The sequence below is a fragment of the Fodinibius salsisoli genome, from assembly GCF_026229185.1.
GTDB lineage: Bacteria > Bacteroidota > Rhodothermia > Balneolales > Balneolaceae > Fodinibius > Fodinibius salsisoli.
Genome location: NZ_JAGGJA010000002.1, coordinates 165,495 through 185,368, shown reverse-complemented (window position 1 = coordinate 185,368; position 19,874 = coordinate 165,495). Strand labels below are relative to the sequence as shown.

The window sequence follows — 19,874 nt, the reverse complement described above, 5'->3', positions numbered from 1 at the left end:
AATGTGATTCAGAATAAATCTCTTAAGGGATACTGTACGTATAGTTAGTTCCCATTAGATTTTAATTCACATAAATTATTTTAAATGCTTCTGTTTTGTTATCCTTAAGCAGAAGATTATAACACTTTTAATTAAAACGTACTATTATGGCTTTTGGAGCAACCGAAATTGTTATTATTCTGGCTGTTATCGTGGTTTTCTTTTTTGGAGCCAAGAAGATACCTGAATTAGCCCGTGGTATTGGTCAGGGCTTTAAGGAATTTAAAAAGGTTTCTGAGGATTCCGAACCTGAAGATAATAAGCAGGAAACTCATACGAATCACAGTAATTAACCCTTCTTCTTAGGCCGTTACAAAGTCATATAATGGAAATTCCTGGCACATTTCTGCCACTTCTTGCCGGGTATTGGAAATAACCGTTTCATCTTCCGGATCCTGTAATACCCGGTCAATCAGGTCGGCTACGGTGCGAAACTCCGTTTCCCCAAATCCCCGGGTCGTCATGGCTGGTGATCCAATGCGGATGCCAGACGTTACAAAAGGACTTTCCGTATCGAAGGGGACCATGTTCTTATTGAGCGTGATGTTAGCTTCTTCAAGGGCCTGTTCGGCAATTTTTCCGGTAAGGCCTTTGTTGCGTAAATCTACAAGAATTAAGTGGTTGTCGGTGCCGTTGCTGACTAAGTCGTAATCTTTTTCAAGGAAGGCTTCTGCCATAGTTTTGGCATTGGTCCTTACCTGTTTCTGGTAGTCGCTAAAATCTTTTTGCAGGGCTTCTTCGAATGCTACTGCTTTGGAAGCGATGACGTGCATCAGCGGTCCACCCTGGGTTCCGGGGAATACCGCGGAATCAAGCACTTCGCTCCAGTTCTTTGTTCGACCAGACTTTCGAGCGGTGACGCCAAGGGTATTCTTCCCATCTTCACCCAGTAGAATCATGCCTCCCCGTGGCCCACGCAGTGTTTTGTGTGTTGTTGTTGTAACTACGTGACAGTGGGGCAAGGGGTTGTTAAGTAAACCGGCTGCAATGAGTCCTGCTGTATGGGCCATATCCATCCAGAGATAAGCGCCTACCTCATCAGCAATTTCCCGAAATGCCTTGTAGTTAAAGTCTCTGGGATAAGCGGAAGCCCCTATTGAAATAAGCTTGGGCTGTACTTCTTTGGCTTTTTTACGAACTTCATCCAGGTTAATGCGTCCGGTCTGTTTATCAACGCCATAAAATTCGGAATTGTAAATAAGACCGGAGAAGTTAACCGGAGAGCCATGCGTTAGGTGTCCACCGTGGGAAAGATTCAAGCCCAACAGCGTATCACCGGGCTCCATAAAGGCCAGGTAGACCGCAGCGTTGGCCTGTGCACCGGCATGAGGCTGTACATTAACCCAGGATGCTCCAAAAAGTTCTTTTGCCCGGTCACGAGCAATATCTTCGACCTTGTCAACCACTTCGCAACCGCCATAGTAACGTTTGCCGGGCAAGCCTTCAGCATATTTGTTGGTCAGCGTTGAACCCATTGCTTCAATAACGGCTTTGGAAGCAAAGTTTTCGGATGCAATAAGCTCTAAGTTATTATTTTGACGCTCTTTTTCTTCATCCAGCAGGTTGAAGATGGTGGAGTCTTGTTGTGAAAGTGATTTCATGAATCTTTTTTATTCTGGGTTAAGTCTTGAATTTTGTTGACGCGTCGCTCGTGCCGCCCGCCTTCAAAGTCGGTTTCGAGCCAAACGCTGAGTACTTTTTTTAGCTGATCGTCGGTAAGCATCCGCCCGGGCAAGCAAAGAATGTTGGCGTTGTTATGCTGGCGAGTCAGTCGGGCTGATTCTTCATCATACACCAACGCTGCGCGAATATTACCATATTTATTGGCCGTCATACACATGCCTTGTCCACTACCACAGACAAGGATGCCTTTTTCATGTTCGCCTTCACTAACTTTTTCGGTAACCTGGATGGCAAAATCAGGATAATCGACCGATTCATCGGAATGGGTACCGAAGTCTACCGGCATATGACCGAGTTCTTCGAGCATTTTCTTTACCTTTTCTTTGGCTTCAAAACCAGCGTGATCGCTTGCGATGGGGATGATCATAACAATTTTTTGGATTGTATTATAACACGTAAATATCTCGAAAAATATGTTAAGACCAAAGGGAAACAGCAAGGATAAATGGGAGAGATGTTAAATCTTTTGCGGGGGCCAGATCTACTGATGTTTTGGGATATCAGTGTTGGATTCAACGGAGGCTTGCCTGTGAAATATATCCCCACTGGGCCATTCAGAGAAGCCTGTGACGAGGAGTAGCAAATGAGAGATAGGTTTAATTCACTCATCGGATGAGTGATCCCACCCAATACCTATTTGTAGGTCTCGTTTACTCATCCGATGAGTATGGAATACCAATAACAAAGGTAAAACGCCAGTACTTGCTATTTCGCATAGCCTTTTACCCGCGGGAATGAATTCCCGCACTATGGATGACCCGTTCCCACTACTATGTTCAAACCTGAAGTACTGTTGCTTAACTAACGTGAAATTTGAGATAACGGAAAGGATTGTTTTTCTAACTGTAGTCAGTTTTTTGCCCTAATTTGGATTGCAAACAAAACGCATCTTCCCCTAATTTTTTAGGGGAAGAACGAGAAGGGATCCATATAAAGCCATTTATTGTTTTCAGTTTCTTTCTCGATTAATGGATTCCTTCATTTAATAGGGAGCCAAACAGTAAAAATATTTGAAGGGTGTTTGTACTCGTCAGGGGTTATAACACGTAGGGTTAAAGGGTATAACACGTCGTGTTAGAGGTCGTAACACGTAGGGTCAGAGGGTCTGACGAGCAGGGTTACAATCACTGACGTATAGCGTGAAAGGATGCAATTCACCGTTTGCCGAACTATGACGAGGGCTCTATCGGTACACAGGAATGGAAATGTATTTCAAATAAGAAAGGAGACTCCCGATGAGAGAGCCTCCTTAATGTAACGTGCAAAGGGATATGAATTATTCCTCAACGATGAATAAGCTGGCAATGGCAAGCACTTCATCCTTGGTCAGGAATTCATCCCAAGCTGCGGCAATATCGGTGTTGTCCACATCGCCATCACCACTGAGTGTAGCGCTGACATCAACTACTTGTGTGGTGTTGGTTTCAGGGGTTTCACCTTCATAAACTGCTTGAGCAGCTTCTGGTAATGACTGTTCTGTAGAGTCACCGGTAATCCAACCCTTTAAGCCTCGTAATTCGCGAACCCGGGAAGCATGGCGTGCTTCTACGGAGTGGATTTGAAGCGCGCGGGTCAGAACTAAATCATTTCCCATAACGGCTCCGGCCTGTCCTTTATAGGCTCGCACTCCGGTATCCTCAAAGGCCTGAGCGAGTGCTAAAAATTGAGCGTTGTTATTAAACGGATCAAAAGCACCGTCAACTGTAAAGTCGAAGGTTGGTTTTTGAGCCGGTTCTCCGCCCAATACGTTACCAATAACTTCGGTCAGGAAGGCAACGTGGTCGGCCTCGTGGTCGGCAATCTCTCGGAAGGTATCACCATGAGCTTGAGCAGATACGCCTCCAACCTTTCCATAGCTGTCCACGATACCGGAATCGATTCCCTTCTGGTAATATTCGGCTTCCAGGTACTCAAGCGTAAGCGCGAAATTGAGCGTATCAACCAGCTGATCGGTTGACTGAGCTTGTGCCGGTTTACTAAAGGCAGCAAAAGCACCCAGGGGCAGGGCCGTTACAGCTAACTTTTTGCTAAAATTGCTAAGTTTACCCAGGGCTTGTTTGCGACTCAGGAATTTGTCCTTGGATTCGCCGTTTAACTTATCGGCGTCTACGTCATTAATGAGATCTAAAAAATTCATAGTGTCAATATCTTTAAGTTAATTGGAGAAATATGCTTAGGAGTAAACATTGGCAGGCTGTGGCAGACCACTGGCATCGATTTCATCATCGATAAATCCACCAGCGGCTGCGAGTATGTCGGCAGGACTTGCGGCAGCATCTAAACCTGAAGCGGCCGTAATGCTTCCATAAAAGGAACCTGGTTGAATGAGGCCACGGATGGATGATGCGTGGCGTGCTTCAACGGAAACAATCTTACCGGCCTGAACCAAGTAATCAGGATTTTCAATTAAATGCCCCGCGCCATTGTAAGCGGTTACTCCCGTATCTTCCAAAAGCTGTGCTGCACCGAGGACAGAATTTCGATCAGAAAAATCAACAGTGCTAAAGTTTGGCGTCAATCCAGGTATTCTTGCTTCTTCATTGACACTACCAATCACTGCACTAAACCAGTCCCGGTGTGCAATTTCATGGTCCCGGATGGCTTCGAATATTTCGCCATCCCCCTCTTGCATCCAGCTGTTTTGATCGGTTGCCATGATATAGAAAGCAGCTTCAAGCTGTTCTAAGGCGTAGGCGTAATTGAGAATACCAACATCCCCTGTTCCCAAGTATACGGCTTCTTCCATAGGAGGCCCCATGGGGTCTTCGTCATCTCCGCATCCGTAGAGACCGATAGCAGCGGCTCCTACCATTGAGGCTCCGGCATATTTGAAAAAGTTCTTTCTCGATATGGTGTTACCCGTCTTTTGTTCACCATCTTCGGGCTTTTTGTTAATAGAATTTGCCATGACTTTTTATCTTTAATTTTAGTTTCAGAAGAATTAATTCGAATCCACTAAATAGAATTAATGATTTACTTGCTACAACCGACTGTACGGAGGTCTGGGGAAAGCAGATTTATTTTTTTTGGACTCGAGCCAAATTATTTTTGGAAGGGAGATAAAAAGAAAGAGAGGAGCAACTAAAGGAAGCTTTCCAAAACCTGACTTGTCATCTCCCGAGAATTCGGGATTCAGGATCTTCTTTCAAAGGCTGCCAAAGCTATCTGAGATTCTGAAACTCCGACCACTTTCGGGGATGTGATGGTTTTGGAAAGTCTCTTTTAAGTTAAAGAATATATGGTGCTCCTATCTTGTAAGAAGGGATCTACGATCTTTTATAGCGAATATGAGTCGAAATGTGCATCTGTTTTTCGAAGGGATTATTGAAGTAGAAATAAGATAATAAACCCAAATAGCTTGGATGTATTTATTGTTGGTCCGGACGAAGAATTTGGACCTGGAGGGTATCGCTGGCCATGCTCCCGAAAATCCCGATGCCACCATGTACATGGTAACGAATATTTTGGATTTCGCCGGGCGAAAGGCTGGTGCCTCCGGTCTGTGCATCTTGGGTCCGAACAAAATCGTACATGTTATCATCGATGGCATTGGTAATTATTTTGTTCGTATCATAGAATGCAATAGAAAGCCAGGGAACATCAAGCGTGATCGTATCATCGGCATTGCGCTCATAGTTTTTTTCGTTAATAATGCCGGATGAATTGATAGTGAAATTTTCAATACTGTTTTCCTGGTCAATCACCAAATCGCGGTAGAAGGGCGTTAATTTCGATGAATCCGGATTTACGGCATTTATCGTAAAAATATAATAGGTCTGCCGGTCGGTTATATAGTCACTGGGGGTAGTACGAAGTTGTACCTGTTGGTCACTTTGATAAGTGTACTCTTTGGAAATTTGATCTTTGTTGAGGACTTCAAAATTGCCCGGTACAAAGGTTTTGGCTTCAATACTGTCTCCATTCGATAAGGAAATATAGAGCTGATATAAACGCTTTGGCTTAACCTTTGCCTGGGCGGTAGGCGAATACGTCCCATTGCCATTTTGAGTGTAAGCGTATCGTTCGGCAATGGTGCTGTCGGCATTAAGGAGGCGTACTTCTACTTCGGCCTCATTCACAACCGCATCTTTGAAGGAGTATTTCTCTTCAATCGGGGAAGTCTTGCTGAGCAGCAGGTTAGGCAACGGGCTATCAGCTATCAAGTAACTTTCGACGACATAATATTCCTGGTAATCATCCTGCTCGTACAATTCGCAGCTTGAGATGATAATGATACTAATCAGAAGGAGTAGAAATCGATTCATAGTCTAAAAGTTGAGCGTATAAGAAATAGTTGGGAGTATGGGCAACAACTTTACGGCTTGCCGCTCAGCGGGATTTTCATCCAAGTCGTAATTATAGAACCAAATATTACGCCGGGAGTATACATTTACCAGCTGAAATTGCCACTGGGCTTCTCCCAATCCAAAGAAGGTACCGTCGCGCGAAAAGCTCAGGTCCATGCGATGATAGGCCGGAAGTCGTGAAGCATTCACTTTTCCAACAATAAGCTGTTGCTTGTCAAGTGAAGAAGTCGGAAAGTTAAAAGCTGCGGTTTGTCCCAGCGGCTTCGTGTAGGCTTGCCCGGTTGCATAATTGAAGACCGTAGAGGCCGACCATCGGCTGTTAAGATCATAATTTAGTACGACTTTAATATCGTGTATACGGTCGTACTTTGGGGGATACGTCCGCGCTTGACCACCCTGGATGGGTTCATTAAATCCAGGGAAATTACGTCGGGTAACGCCAAATGTGTAGCCCGCAAAGCCGGTGAGCCTGCCGATGTTACGCTTGAACAAGAATTCAACACCTGTCGCGTATCCTTCACCGAAGCGGAAGGTTTCGTCATAGGGAACGCCCGCCTGGTCCGGAAGAAAGGGATCGGGTTCAAACAGGTTTTCCATGGTGCGGTAATAGCCTTCTACATCGAAGGCATAACCGGGCCATGGCGTAGTTTTGAGACCCAAAATATACTGGCTGCCAGAAGCCGGTGGAACGCCTTCATCGGTGGTAAACCAGGCATCAAAGCCGGTAAAGGCCTCATTAGAGAATAAGGTCAAAAACTGGTGGTAGCGTCCGTATGCGCCCTGCAGGCGAATACGATCGGAGGGACGATATTCTGCCGAAAGGCGCGGAGCCCACCGCAGATAGCTTCCCTCACTGAAACCGTTTAGACGCAGTCCGGGTGTGAGCGTCCATTGATCTGAAATCTTCCACTTATCCTGGATATAAAAAGAGCCATATTGTGAATGAATGCGAGAGTTGTAGTTCAGGTCTCCGTCAAATCGATCCTTGATCTTCAGGGTCAATAAACTCAGATCAAATCCGGTGGAAATATCATGATTGTCGTTGGGGAAGTACTCAATATCTCCCTGCATGGAAAAGTCGTAGATGTTATTTGAGCGCTCAAAAGGAGTGGAAGCAATATTAAAAGAGGGAAAATTGAAGTATCGTGACGCCGTAGTGGTAAAATTGGAAAAGACGTTGTCAGAAAAAATGTGGGTCCAGGTAGAGCTGAGCGTTTGATTCCCGTAATTTAGGTTGATATTGGCGTCGTCACCGAAGGGGAATTTAAGATCATCGGTGCCGGCATAAAAAGCGAGGGAGAGTTTATTATTTTCGTTGGCATCATAATTGATCTTGCCATTGAGATCCCAGAAATAGAAACTTTCCGGAATATTATCCTGGGATTGCTGAAGAACAGCCAGCAGCGGCTCAAGTGTGGAACGCCGAAAGGCAAACATCCAGGATCCTTTTTCAAAAGGGCCCTCTACCGAAGCACGGGATGCCAGCATGCCCAGCGTTACCGAACCCTCGAACTCATTGCGGTTTCCATCTTTGTTGAAAATAGACAGTACAGATCCGAGCCGTCCGCCGTACTTAGCCGGATAGCCTCCTTTATAAAGCTGGATGTCTTTGACGGCATCGGGATTGAAGGTAGAGAAAAAGCCGAAGAAATGGGAGGGGTTATAGACCGTGGTGCGATCCAGCAAGATAAGCGTTTGATCGGGACTGCCCCCGCGAATATAGAGGCCGCTGGAAAAGTCGGAAGCTGACTTTATACCCGGGAGTAACTGCAGCGAGCGGAAGACATCAGCCTGAAAGACACTGGGCACTTCTTTGATAAATTCTGTTTCAATCTCGGCCGTGCCAATGGCTCGTTCTTCCTCCTGGTCACTTTCGGATTGCACGACCAGTTCCTCCAGCTGGTAGCCCTGAGGCTTTAACTGGATATCTAACCGGCGGCTTTCACCGGGAGCAAGTGTTATTTCTCGGGTGATCTGTTGATACCCCACATAGGTGACCAGCACGGTATAGGTACCGGCTTCAATATTGGGTAAACTAAAATAGCCAGACGTATTTGTTGACGTTCCTTGCCGGCTGTTTTTAAGGGCTACATTGGCTGAGATGAGTGTTTCTCCTGTTTCTGCATCCGTAATATAACCGTTCAGCGAAGCAGTCTGTTGCTGCGCAGTACCGACAAGCGGAAATAATAACAACGATAGTAAAAAGAAAAGGTTAAATTTTTTCACCTCAATACAGATAGCTTATTGATTGATGAATGTTGAGTAGGTTGAATGCGCATTAAGGTAAGAAAATGATTGGGATTTTTTTCAAAAAACGAATGAAGAGATTATTATATTCTGCAGCCTGATGCGTTAAACGCTTATAACTTAACTTTTACTATATACTAATATGTCTGACGGAAATTCAAGGTGGATCGTACTTAAATTTGGAGGAACCAGTGTTTCATCCGTAGCAAACTGGAAGAATATTGTTTCAGTGATTAAGCAACGAAAGGCTGAGGGTTTTTCCGTATGTATGGTTCATTCGGCGTTAAGTGGTATTTCTGATAAGTTGGAGCAGATTATTGCCCAGGCACCGGAGAAAGAAACAGGTAATCTGGTTCAGGAGGTTAAAGATCGACATTACGATCTGGGGCGCGATCTGGATTTACCCGTAGATGAATTACTTAGCGACCGATTCGATGAATTCGAACATATTGTCAAAGGCATTGAGCTTATCGGGGAAGCCAGCTACCGTGTTCAGGCACGTCTGCTTGCCATGGGAGAGCTGATGGCCACCAAACTGGGGGCTGCCTATGTACAAAAAGAATTGGGCGAGGGTACCTGGGTTGACAGCAGAGATTGCATTAAAACCATAGCGCCCAAAAATACCAGTGAGCGGTCACTCATCCTGTCGGCCATAAGTGAGACCGATCGGGATCCTGCCGTTCAGAAACAGGTAGAAGAGGCCGGTCCGGTTGTAGTAACACAAGGATTTATAGGCAGTGACGCCGAGGGTAAAACCGTAGTGCTTGGTCGCGGAGGATCCGATGTATCGGCCGCTTATTTTGCTGCAAAGATTGGGGCCGAGCGACTGGAAATATGGACGGATGTGCCCGGACTGTTTTCGGCCAACCCACAGAATGTGCCATCGGCTCGCCTGTTAAATCACTTAAGCTATGAGGAAGCGCAGGAGATAGCCACCAATGGGGCAGAGGTTCTTCATCCGCGGAGTATCATGCCGGCGCGGAAGCATCAAATTCCAATTCACGTGCGCTGTACTCAGCGTCCGGAACTTTCGGGCACCGTCATTTCTGATGAGGCTTCTGCGGATGAAGCGCTGGTTAAAACAATAGCCATGCGCAAGGATGTCGTGTTAATCAGCATGGACTCGCTGGGCATGTGGCAGGCCGTGGGGTTTTTAGCGGATGCTGCGAATGTTTTCAAGCGGTATGGCCTGTCTATCGATTTAGTTTCCACCTCAGAATCGAATGTAACAGTGTCACTGGATCCCGGACTGAATACCCACTTTTATGACGTGCGGGAGCCGTTTATTGAGGAGTTAAGCCAGCTGTGTAAGGTGAATGTTATCGAGTCGGTTTCGGCGGTCAGTCTGCTTGGGCGACGCATCCGAACGATTCTTCACCAGCTGGGCGGCGCCTTTGAAGTCTTTGAAGAACATAAAGTATACTTGGTAAGCCAGGCAGCGAATGACCTGAACTTTACGTTTGTCGTCGAAAATGACCAGGCTGACAAGCTGGTTCGTCAGCTACACGAGCATGTGATCACCCAGTCGGGCAACCAGCAGTCGTTTGGGCTCACCTGGCCTGAGCTGATGGGAGAGCAGGAAGAAGATGTTCGTGATCAGTCGGTTTGGTGGAAAGAAAAACAGCAACAGCTCCTCGATATTGTCGAGGAGGAGGGGCCCAGTTATGTATATGATACCCAAACGCTGGAAAAATATGCGGGGCTCATCCAAGAAATTGAAGCCGTTGATCGCACGCTGTATGCCATCAAGGCGAATGCCAATCCAGAGGTGATGCGTACCTTCCATTCGTTAGGGTTTGGATTTGAATGCGTTTCGATTGGGGAGGTCCATCGCGTAATAGAGCTTTTCCCGGACATCGACCGCAAAGACATCTTGTTTACTCCTAACTTTGCTCCGAAATCAGAGTATGAGGAAGCCCTCGAATTAGAGGTCAACCTTACACTGGATAATATTTATCCGCTGCAGCAGTGGCCTGAGGTGTTTAGGGGACAGGAGCTGTTCTTGCGCATCGATCCCGGCCACGGGCATGGTCATCATAAGCATGTGAAGACGGGAGGGGTACACTCCAAATTTGGTATTCCGCGCTTTGAGATCGAGGAGGTGGCAGAACTTGTAGAAGAACTTAATTTAACAATTAAAGGGCTGCATGCCCATATTGGTAGCGGCATTAAGGATCCTCTTTCCTGGAAACGAACGGCCATCATCCTGCATGAGGTAGCTGAACAGCTGGGTGGTGTGGATATCCTGGACTTGGGCGGTGGATTTGGAATCCGTGAAAATGATACACAGGCCCACTTGGATATCAAGCAGGTCAATGAGTCGTTGAATGAATTCAAAGAAGCTGAACCCCAGTACGAGCTTTGGGTGGAACCGGGACGATTCCTGGTGGCGGTCGCAGGTGTGCTGCTTACCAGGGTAACCCAGCTTAAAGGGAAAGGGCAGGTCAAATATGTGGGCGTCGATACGGGGATGAACTCCTTTATCCGGCCGGCGTTATACGGCGCGCGACATACCATTGTCAACCTATCCCGACTCGAGGAACCCAACAGCCAGTCGGTTAATATTGTCGGACCTATTTGTGAGTCGGGCGATAAGCTGGGTATTGATCGGCTATTCCCGCAATGCAAAGAAGGAGATGTGATTTTGGTTGCTAATACCGGCGCCTACGGACAGGTAATGAGTTCTGACTATAACCTCAGAGCTCCAGCCAAGGATGTGGTTATTTGATTTCAGATTCCGGTTTCCAGATGTCAGTTCCCGGATACCTGATTCCAGATATCCTGCTTTAAGTAAATCCTGCTATAATCAATTAATTATTTTGTAAGGAATTATAGATTAAAGGATCTTATTAAGGAGAATGTTAATTTAACTCGTGACTCATGGGTTATAAAAAGCTTGATATTTGGAAGCGTTCGAGGGAGTTGGTTATTGATATTCACAAGATGAGTCTGAAACTACCCAAATTTGAATTATATGAAACAGGATCACAAATTCGGAGATCTATTAAAGCTGTAAAAGCTAACATCGTAGAGGGATATGGGCGGCGACATTATAAAAATGATTTTATTAGGTTTATTATTTATGCCTTATCATCTACTGATGAAACTATTGATCATCTTGAAACACTGTATGAGACAGGTTCGCTAAAAGATGATACCCAGTTTCAACAGTTGCATGAACGTCTCAATGTTTTAAGTAAAATGATTAACAACTTTTTATCCTCTGTGCAGGAAAATCACAAAAGTACAAAATAATCCGGCAGCCTCTACATCCGGCATCTGGAAACCGGTATCCAATATCCGGCGCAATAAACAGTATGATAAACCGTTAATAATTTGTTATCTTAGGTAATGCTTTGAAGGAATTGTTCTTTAACATTTTGGGGGTGTAGTGGATTCGACGGGATGAGTAGAATCGCAGGCTGCATGCCGAGTTTGAGCGATGACACTCGTAAAAAACATCATGCATTAAATGTAGTTGACAACAACTATTCTTATAGCTTAGCTGCGTAACGCAGCTTTGCCGTTCCCTCGGCTTCTTGCCTGTCAGTGCCGTGTGGAGCGCCGACTATGATAGGATAGCGTAGCATCTTGCCTTTCGTCAGGTGCGGCGTAAAATTTATACGAAATAGTCTGCAGTTGTGTGTTACTGAGCGTTGCTGTAGGCGAAACTTAATTCAGTAACTAAGCATGTAGATGTTTGAACGATATACCATTTCGGACCGGGGTTCGATTCCCCGCACCTCCACTTTTATTAGGATAGCCTCTTACCTTATGGGTGAGAGGCTTTTTTATTGACCCCAGCTTTCGCCTCTTACCATATGTTGAGCTAATCCATACTGCAAATTAATCGGGACTTCTTGGGAAAAAGAGGATGAACAGATGGGCCCTTTCTACAAAGAACAATCTTTTTCCTGGACAGCTTTTACCAATGCTAAAACCATTCTATTAAGGGGGGCTTGAGATCCCTGTATCTCTAATTTTCATGATTTGGACTTTTTATTTCATAATAAATCGGACTTATGTATATTCGGCCTTATTTAAACTAAGTCTAAATTAAATTAATAGTGATGCAGAAAACGATAACGTTAATCTTTACGCTTTCTTTGATGACGCTAACTGGCTTTGCTCAACAGGCCGAGCAATTTTCAGTTACAGGTAAAATTACCAACCCCAATGGGGAACCGGTGGAAAATGCGAATGTGCTAGTAGAAAACACTTCGCATGGAGCCTCAACAGAAACAGATGGAACCTATGAAATTTCGGAAGTAGCCAGAGGCGAATATACCTTTGTGATATCTTCCATAGGATTTCAGCGCTACTCCAGAACAATAGAAGTGGATAGAAATATAACGCTCAATGCTACTTTAAAAGGGAAAGTAGAGGCCATGAGTGAGGTTACCGTTTCAGGTTCTCGTATCGAAACGTATGATGCCGTGGATGTATCACCTTCGTTGCGGCTTAACGAAGATTTGATCGACGTGCCACAGAATATCCAGGTCGTAACCAGGGATTTGCTTGAAGACCAACAGACCGTTGATATGTTAGAGTCGGTGAGCCGAAATGTAAGTGGGGCACAGATGATTGAGCACTGGGGAAATTTTGCCCGTATCAATATGCGCGGTTTTAGAATTCCGGCCTTCCGAAATGGAATGAATGTGCAATTCTCCTGGGGGCCGCTTACTGAAGATATGGTCATGGTTGACCGGATTGAATTTGTTAAAGGTCCTTCGGCCTTTATGCTTTCAAGTGGCGAGCCTGGGGGTTTATACAATGTGTCTACCAAAAAACCGACAGGGGAAACAAAGGGCAAAGTGAGCCTGATGGCCGGAAGCTTTAATACGCTCCGCACGTCAGTTGATCTGGATGGAAGTCTCAGTGAAAATGATCGCTTGTTATATCGTTTAAACGCCGCGGGAACGACTGAAAACTCCCATCGTGAGTATGGGTTCAACGATCGGTATACCGTCGCCCCATCTCTGCGGTATGTCATCGATGAGAATACAACCATCACCGGGCAATATTCGCTGCAGTATTCCAAAATGTATATTGGATCGGGCTACGTTTTTTCTCCGGATAAGTTTGCAAGCCTGCCGAGAGATTTCTCCATATTTGATCCGCGGATAGATCCTGCAGAAATGAAAGAGCACTTTGCATATGTAAACCTTAAGCACCAATTGAATAATAACTGGAGCATAACGGGGAAAATTGGCTACCTGGATTACCACAAACAGGGGAGCTCTATATGGCCGGCCTCGGTAGCCGAAAACGGGGATATCATCCGGCGATTAAGCAGCAGTGACTCTCGCAACCAAGCTAAGCTGGGACAGCTGTTTCTGACCGGTAAAGAGCAAACCGGGGGCATCTCACACTCCATTTTAGTGGGGCTGGATTTAGGATATAAAAACTTATACGCCGACTGGAATCAAAGTGACAGCCTGGATACCGAGGAAAATCCATTCAATGTCTATAATCCGAGCAATCAGCATGTAACAATTCCTACCTTTAATCGGGAGAGAAGCCTGCGAAATCGGGCAGGGACCAATATCATAAATTCACAGTATCACTCTTACTACATCCAGGACCAACTCGGCTTTTTTGATGATCGGCTTCGGGTGACCCTGGCGGGCCGTCTGACGGATTATAAAAGCTCATCCTATGGTGCTACAACCGAAGACAAGGTATTCTCTCCACGGGCAGCTGTGAGCTTCTCTATAACAGAGAATACCTCAATATATGGCCTCTACGATCAATCTTTTGTGCCCCAAACCGGACAAACTTTCGATGGAGAAGCCTTTGATCCTGAGCGAGGCAATGACATTGAAGGGGGAATTAAAAAATCCTGGGGTGGAGGCAATTGGAGTTCTACCTTCACCTATTATCATATGACCAAGGAAAACATCCTCACCGGAGATCCGGAGAACCCAAACTATTCCATCCAATTGGGAGAGGCAGAGTCCAAAGGATTTGAATTTGATGTCCATGGAGAAGTCGTAGACGGGCTCAGCCTGTTACTGAATTATGCCAATACGGATGTAACCATTACCGAAGATACCAACCCCGAAAACGTTGGAGATCGGTTAGCGGGCCACGCGCGTCATATGACCAACGGCTGGCTTAAATATACCTTTGCATCCTCCACACCCCTCAACGGCGTTGGTCTTTCGCTCGGATATCAATATCAGGTAGATCGGTCATCATGGAACTGGGGGTCTGATAATGAATCGTATCTGCCAGATTATTTCCGACTTGACGGTGGGCTTTCATGGTCAACAGGCAATTATGATATCAACTTGAACATCAACAATTTACTGGATGAATACCTGTATTCGGGAGCCGATTACGGGAGCTATGTGTACTGGCAATCAGAGCCGGGCCGCAATTTCCGCTTAAGCGTTAGTTACGCTTTCTAAGATATATCATCCTTTGCATCTATTAAGGCTGTTTCCAAAGACGGAAACAGCCTTTTTATTATGAGCTGAATACGTGCACCGATTAGTTGGGGGCTTTGAAATACTTCCTTGTCCGAACACTGGTTTTGTGGTCGGGCGAGTTTATAACCTAAGGCTATTCGCCGGACGACAAAAACAATCGCCCGACGATTTTTGTAAAGGCCCCTATTTTTACATGGTGTCACCCATGGCGCGAGCATCCGCTCGAACCAATAGGCTATTAAATAATGATTGATCTATTGCGGAGGGATACGCAGCTTTTGTCCCGGATAAATTTTATTCGGATCACTGAGCATCGGCTTGTTGGCCTCAAAGATGATGGGATATTTGCCAGCATCCCCATAAAATTGTTTGGCAATAGCACTTAACGTGTCTCCGCTTTCTACCGTATGGTATTGCGCTTCCGGCTCCTGCTTTTCGACCGTCAGCTGGTCATCAACATTGGCAATCCCTTGATTGTTACCGACGGCCAGCACAACCTTTTCTTTGGTGGCCTGATCGGCGGCCTTACCCGATATGGTAGCGGTATCGCCATTAATAGAGATATCCAGATTTTCCACATCCAGCCCCAGATTGCTAATATTTTGCTTTACACTCTGGGTGGCCTTCTTCTTTTTTTCTTCGTCAGATTCTCCAATTCCCAATACTTTAGATCCTGCCTCTTTAATAAATGATATTAATCCCATAACTATAATGTTTTATATGGTTATTATTCATTAGTTATATAGAAATATTTGAAATGCTAATCAACAGTAATCTATTGATGTACCGGCAGCTTTATTCTAAAGAACTTTGTCGGTATCCTATGTGTAAATTAAAATAAGTGATATAGATTTATGAATTTACGGATGATGGAGCTCATAGCTCCACCAGATACAGCTCAGCAAGCCCGGGAAATAGTCGAAGATCAAAATGTTATCGGCATCTGGACGGACGACCTGGAAGACGGATATGCGGTTCTGCGAGTGTTGCTGGATGTAGAACAGACCGAAACGGTTTCTGATACGCTGAGCGAAAAGTTCGGCAATGTGGATGGTTTCCGTATCATGCTCTTCTCGGTAGAAGCAACGCTCCCTCAACCGGATAATGAAGAGCAGAATAATAACAGTAAGGAGGAGGCGGACGAGAAACAGGGGCCGGGCCGTGTTTCTCGTGAAGAGCTGTATGCGGATGTCACCGGTGGATCCGAACTGACACCGGTCTATCTGGCCATGGTGATTCTTTCTACACTGGTGGCAGGCGTAGGGCTTTTACTGGATGATGTAGCGACTATAATCGGGGCCATGGTTATTGCTCCGCTTTTAGGTCCCAATGTTTCCTTAGCACTGGCTGCAACATTAGGAGATACCGATTTGGGGTGGCGATCGCTGAAGGCCAACGCAGCGGGACTGTTGGTTTCACTGGCGGTAGCTTTTATGATGGGGCTTATGTTTACGGTGAATCCTGAATCTGAAGAGCTGATAAGCAGAACAATGGTCAATTTAAAACACATAATCATTGCTCTGGCGGCTGGAAGTGCGGGCGTGCTCGCTTTTACCCGTGGCGTACCAGCAACCATCGTGGGTGTAATGGTGGCTGTGGCTTTACTTCCTCCACTGGTGGATGTGGGGCTACTGCTGGGAGCAGGTTATATGCAATTAGCTATTGGGGCTGGTATCCTCACCATAACTAACCTGATTTGTATTAATCTCGCAGGTATTTCAACATTCCTGATTCAGGGAGTACGTCCCCGGAGTTGGTGGGAAGAGAAAAAAGCTAAAAAAGCTTCCAGAATTGCTCTTGTAACCTGGTTTGTATTGCTAGTTGTTTTTGCTTCTATCATTTGGTACTGGGGACAGTTTGATGTTGAGGCAATGATCCCCTAAAGTTGAACACTGCCTTAGCAGATCCTAAACAAGATGATTGAGGGAGGCAGGTTTTTGGAGCAACCAGCCGGTAAGGCTTTTACGGGATTTATGGGTCAGCAGAACTTCATGCGCTACAGAGTCACTTTTAAACATGAGTAGACGGTTACCCAATGGTTCAATTAACACTTCCTTGCCGTTAGGCTCATATATTTTCAGCTCACCGCCATCACCCGGTTGCCAATGATCGTTTAGATAAATAAGTACAGAAATAAGGCGGTTGCTTTGTCCCTGAAACTGGTCCAGGTGTTTCTTATAGAAAGTCTCCGCTGGATAAAGAGCAAAATGAAATTCATAGTCAGCAATACTAAGAAAGAGGTTCTGTTTTAGGTTATCTACCAGTTCCTCAAGAAGTACAAATAGCGCCGAAATTTCGGAGTCTTTTTCTCGATCGAGCCAGTAGATAAAATCACCCCGGATCGAGCTTTTAATCTGTTGCTGCTTGGAGGGGCCGATAGCTGCTTTGGTAAATTCGCTTTCCGAATAAAGCGTATGAAAATAGTGCTGAATTTTTTGGTAGAGCGAATCGTCGATAAAACTATCGATATAGATATACTCCTTTTCAGCCAGTTGATCCAGCCACTGATTCCATTGTGTTTTATTAAAAGAAGTGGTTGAAGGTGTAGAAGTAGGCATCTCTGATCTTTTTAGGTAAGATAGAGAGTTCGGCGGAATAATACACTATAGTTGGTAAGAGAATCGAATTAAATATTTCCAATTTCATGACCTTAACATGAAATTGACATTTATGGATTCTTATAGCAGACTTCTACAGGAAATCCCGACCATGAGGCCGGGATTTTATCGAATTATAAATAAGTTACTTTAAAAAAGGTCTGGGGTTATTCTTTTTTCAGTTTACCCTCCTCCGGTACAATAGAAATCTTATCGAGGGAAAGGCCACTCATGATGGCATCATAATTGGTAACGTCTTTCGGTATGATGACATCATTTTTATCACTGGCCAGCTTCGAAAGCTGACGGATATACTGCTCGGCCAGTCGCATTTGCATGGCTTCTTTACCTTTATTTTGAGACAGGGCATCAGCAATTTCTTCAATAGAGACAGCAGAGGCTTCAGCCAGTGATTCAATCTCCTGGGCAACCCCTTCGGCTTCGTTGATACGTCGCTGCATTTCACCCTCCGAGACGTTAATAATTTCCGTTTTCTCGCCTTCGGCATCATTAATAGTTGACTGCATAATCCCCTCTGATTTTGCAATCGTTGCCCGGCGTTCCCGCTCGGCCGTCATCTGGCGCTCCATGGCATTCTGGATGGTCTTGGGAGTATAAATATTTTTGATCTCGTAACGCATAACCCGAATGCCCCAGGCCTTTTCCATTTCACTCAACACATGGACGACTTCTTTATTAATAATCGCCCGGTCCTCAAAGGTATCATCCAGATCCATTTTACCAATGATAGATCGTGTAGTCGTCTGGGCCAGTTGAACGGCCGCAAATCGATAGTTGGTAACACCATAGCTGGCATTTACCGGGTCGATGACAGAGAGGTAGATTACGCCGTCCACTTCTACTTTAACATTATCGCGGGTAAAGCATTCTTGAGGCTCCACTTCAATCGTCTCTTCACGCAGATCCTGTTTATATTGTACTTTATCAAAGAAAGGCACCAAGGCATGAAAACCTGGCCCCAGTGTTTTGTGATAATTTCCCAGTCGTTCTACAATATAAGCCCGCTGGGTAGGAACCAGCTGGATGGATTGTAAAAATTTAAAAAGTATATAAATGCTTAAAAGTCCTAATACGGCTTGGCTGATGAGTTCAATCATAATTTAACTTCCCTTGACATTTTTAGTTGCAGATGAGGAGGTATGATCGCTCACTTTATCAACTCCTTCGAAAAAAGTTTTGAGGTTAGCAGTTTCAGTGGGCAGTACAGAAACATTGGATCGTTCAATTACGTTACCCAGCTGATCAATAAACTGCTCAATCAGTTTCGTCTTGACGGCAAGGTCTCCACCCGGCTTGGCAATGGCTTTAGAAACACGCTTAATACCCTTGGAAGTAGCTTTGGCAATAAGCTCCATCTCTTTGGCCTTACCTTTGGCTTCATTAATGCGTTTCTGGCGCTGAGCTTCCGAAATTAAGATAGCCTCCTGCCGTTCTCCCTGCGACTCATTGATCTTAAAGTCACGCGTTCCGGTCGACTCGGTAATTTCAGCACGTTTGTCACGTTCGGCCTCCATCTGTTTCTCAAGGGTGTTAATCAGGTTGTCAGAAGGACGGATATTTCGGATTTCATAACGCAATACTTTAATGCCCCAGGGATCCGAGGCTTTATCGATTTCGCGAACAATATTTTCATTCATTTCCTCTCGTTCCGAGAAGGTATCATCGAGGGTAATTTTACCAATTTCACTACGCATAGTTGTCTGCGCAAGATTAATGGAGGCCAGTTTATAGTTGTGAATACCATAGCTGGCTTTGTAGGAGTCCATTACTTTCACATAGACTAAGCCATCAACCTCAACTTCAATATTGTCTTTGGTAATGCAGGTTTGGCTGGGTACGTCAATCACTTGTTCGCGCATTTCCTGGCGGTAAGCTACCCGATCTACGAATGGAATAAGGAAGTGAAGGCCTGGTTTCAAAGTCTCGGTATATTTGCCGAGTCGTTCTTGGATAACTTCTTCACGCATCTCTACGATGATGAAGACCTTGGTGAATATAAAGACACCAATAGCAATGATAATGAGTAGGGTCGTCCACATAGCGTTGGGTTTAGAAATTCAAATTATAATAAATAGCTGTTTTATTCTTCTAATTCGTCGACGGGTTCTACTATCCAGGTAACATTATCACGATAGCGAATTTTAGCTTTAGATCCTGCCGGTATTTCGCCCTCTAAAGTTTGAGCTTGCCACGAAATTCCCTGGAACCTTATTCGGCCTGAGTTGTTGTTGGCGTTAATTGGTTCAATTACCTCAACTACTTCATCCATTGCTTCCAGATCTTCGTCGGCTAATTTGTAATCCGTATTACCGCCCCAGTATTTCATTAATAGGGGACGCATAGCTAAGATGAGCGCCAGGGATGTAAAAAGCCATGTGATGACGGAAGTCATAGGGCCTTCCAAGATCCCAAACCATCGTAAAGCACCTACAAGGAGACCACTAAAACCCAGGAAAAAGGAGACCCCTCCGGGAATAAGTGTTTCGATTATCATGAGGATGATTCCTCCGATAAAAAAAATAGTCGTTAGCGTACCTCCGTCCATT

16 protein-coding genes and 1 other RNA gene are annotated in these 19,874 nt (G+C 45.1%); 6 read left to right on the top strand and 11 right to left on the bottom strand.

Annotated elements, in window-relative coordinates; all coding sequences use genetic code 11:
* Positions 1–146: 146 nt before the first annotated feature.
* Positions 147–332 carry a Sec-independent protein translocase subunit TatA/TatB gene (locus tag J6I44_RS03650; protein ID WP_265764629.1) on the top strand — a complete coding sequence of 62 codons (186 nt, stop codon included), beginning with the start codon at positions 147–149 and terminating at the stop codon, positions 330–332.
* Positions 333–341: 9 nt separating this feature from the next.
* Here the strand turns inward: J6I44_RS03650 and glyA are convergent, their stop codons facing one another.
* From glyA to J6I44_RS03620, 6 genes are all read right to left on the bottom strand, one after another.
* Positions 342–1,640 carry a serine hydroxymethyltransferase gene (gene glyA, locus J6I44_RS03645; protein WP_265764628.1) on the bottom strand — a complete coding sequence of 433 codons (1,299 nt, stop codon included), beginning with the start codon at positions 1,638–1,640 and terminating at the stop codon, positions 342–344.
* Positions 1,637–2,089 (bottom strand): ribose 5-phosphate isomerase B, encoded by a 453-nt coding sequence (gene rpiB, locus J6I44_RS03640; protein WP_265764627.1) that lies wholly within the window; start codon positions 2,087–2,089, stop codon positions 1,637–1,639. The genes glyA and rpiB overlap by 4 nt, the downstream gene beginning before the upstream one ends.
* 909 nt (positions 2,090–2,998) lie before the next feature.
* Complete coding sequence (locus J6I44_RS03635) at positions 2,999–3,859, bottom strand: ferritin-like domain-containing protein (protein WP_265764626.1); 861 nt, start codon at positions 3,857–3,859, stop codon at positions 2,999–3,001.
* A 36-nt stretch (positions 3,860–3,895) separates the two neighbouring features.
* Positions 3,896–4,630 carry a ferritin-like domain-containing protein gene (locus J6I44_RS03630; protein WP_265764625.1) on the bottom strand — a complete coding sequence of 245 codons (735 nt, stop codon included), beginning with the start codon at positions 4,628–4,630 and terminating at the stop codon, positions 3,896–3,898.
* A 460-nt stretch (positions 4,631–5,090) separates the two neighbouring features.
* The gene (locus J6I44_RS03625) at positions 5,091–5,987 is read right to left on the bottom strand and encodes a DUF4249 family protein (protein WP_265764624.1); all 897 of its coding nucleotides are present in this window, start codon (positions 5,985–5,987) and stop codon (positions 5,091–5,093) included.
* A 3-nt stretch (positions 5,988–5,990) separates the two neighbouring features.
* Complete coding sequence (locus J6I44_RS03620; RefSeq protein WP_265764623.1) at positions 5,991–8,255, bottom strand: TonB-dependent receptor; 2,265 nt, start codon at positions 8,253–8,255, stop codon at positions 5,991–5,993.
* A 163-nt stretch (positions 8,256–8,418) separates the two neighbouring features.
* Here J6I44_RS03620 and J6I44_RS03615 point away from each other — a divergent pair, with 163 nt between their 5' ends.
* From J6I44_RS03615 to J6I44_RS03600, 4 genes are all read left to right on the top strand, one after another.
* A complete protein-coding gene (locus tag J6I44_RS03615; RefSeq protein WP_265764622.1) occupies positions 8,419–11,004 on the top strand; it encodes a bifunctional aspartate kinase/diaminopimelate decarboxylase in 2,586 nt (861 codons plus the stop codon).
* 152 nt (positions 11,005–11,156) lie between these two features.
* Complete coding sequence (locus J6I44_RS03610; protein WP_265764621.1) at positions 11,157–11,531, top strand: four helix bundle protein; 375 nt, start codon at positions 11,157–11,159, stop codon at positions 11,529–11,531.
* 127 nt (positions 11,532–11,658) lie between these two features.
* Positions 11,659–12,027, top strand: a transfer-messenger RNA (tmRNA) gene (gene ssrA / locus J6I44_RS03605).
* Positions 12,028–12,346: 319 nt separating this feature from the next.
* Positions 12,347–14,689: a TonB-dependent receptor gene (locus tag J6I44_RS03600; protein ID WP_265764620.1), complete on the top strand. Its 2,343-nt coding sequence runs from the start codon at positions 12,347–12,349 to the stop codon at positions 14,687–14,689.
* Between the two features lie 275 nt (positions 14,690–14,964).
* Here J6I44_RS03600 and lysM read toward each other — a convergent pair whose 3' ends face one another.
* Positions 14,965–15,414, bottom strand: a complete 450-nt coding sequence (lysM, locus tag J6I44_RS03595; protein WP_265764618.1) for a peptidoglycan-binding protein LysM — start codon at positions 15,412–15,414, stop codon at positions 14,965–14,967.
* Positions 15,415–15,564: 150 nt separating this feature from the next.
* On the opposite strand from lysM, the gene J6I44_RS03590 reads away from it, so the two are divergent.
* Positions 15,565–16,593 carry a TIGR00341 family protein gene (locus J6I44_RS03590; protein WP_265764617.1) on the top strand — a complete coding sequence of 343 codons (1,029 nt, stop codon included), beginning with the start codon at positions 15,565–15,567 and terminating at the stop codon, positions 16,591–16,593.
* A gap of 24 nt (positions 16,594–16,617) precedes the next feature.
* On the opposite strand, the gene J6I44_RS03585 is transcribed toward J6I44_RS03590, so the two are convergent.
* The 4 genes from J6I44_RS03585 to J6I44_RS03570 form a co-directional block, all read right to left on the bottom strand.
* A complete protein-coding gene (locus tag J6I44_RS03585) occupies positions 16,618–17,268 on the bottom strand; it encodes a 2OG-Fe(II) oxygenase (protein ID WP_265764616.1) in 651 nt (216 codons plus the stop codon).
* A 206-nt stretch (positions 17,269–17,474) separates the two neighbouring features.
* Positions 17,475–18,425 (bottom strand): SPFH domain-containing protein, encoded by a 951-nt coding sequence (locus J6I44_RS03580; protein WP_265764615.1) that lies wholly within the window; start codon positions 18,423–18,425, stop codon positions 17,475–17,477.
* Positions 18,426–18,428: 3 nt separating this feature from the next.
* Complete coding sequence (locus J6I44_RS03575; RefSeq protein WP_265764614.1) at positions 18,429–19,367, bottom strand: SPFH domain-containing protein; 939 nt, start codon at positions 19,365–19,367, stop codon at positions 18,429–18,431.
* 41 nt (positions 19,368–19,408) lie between these two features.
* Positions 19,409–19,873 carry an NfeD family protein gene (locus tag J6I44_RS03570; protein WP_265764613.1) on the bottom strand — a complete coding sequence of 155 codons (465 nt, stop codon included), beginning with the start codon at positions 19,871–19,873 and terminating at the stop codon, positions 19,409–19,411.
* Position 19,874 lies beyond the last annotated feature (1 nt).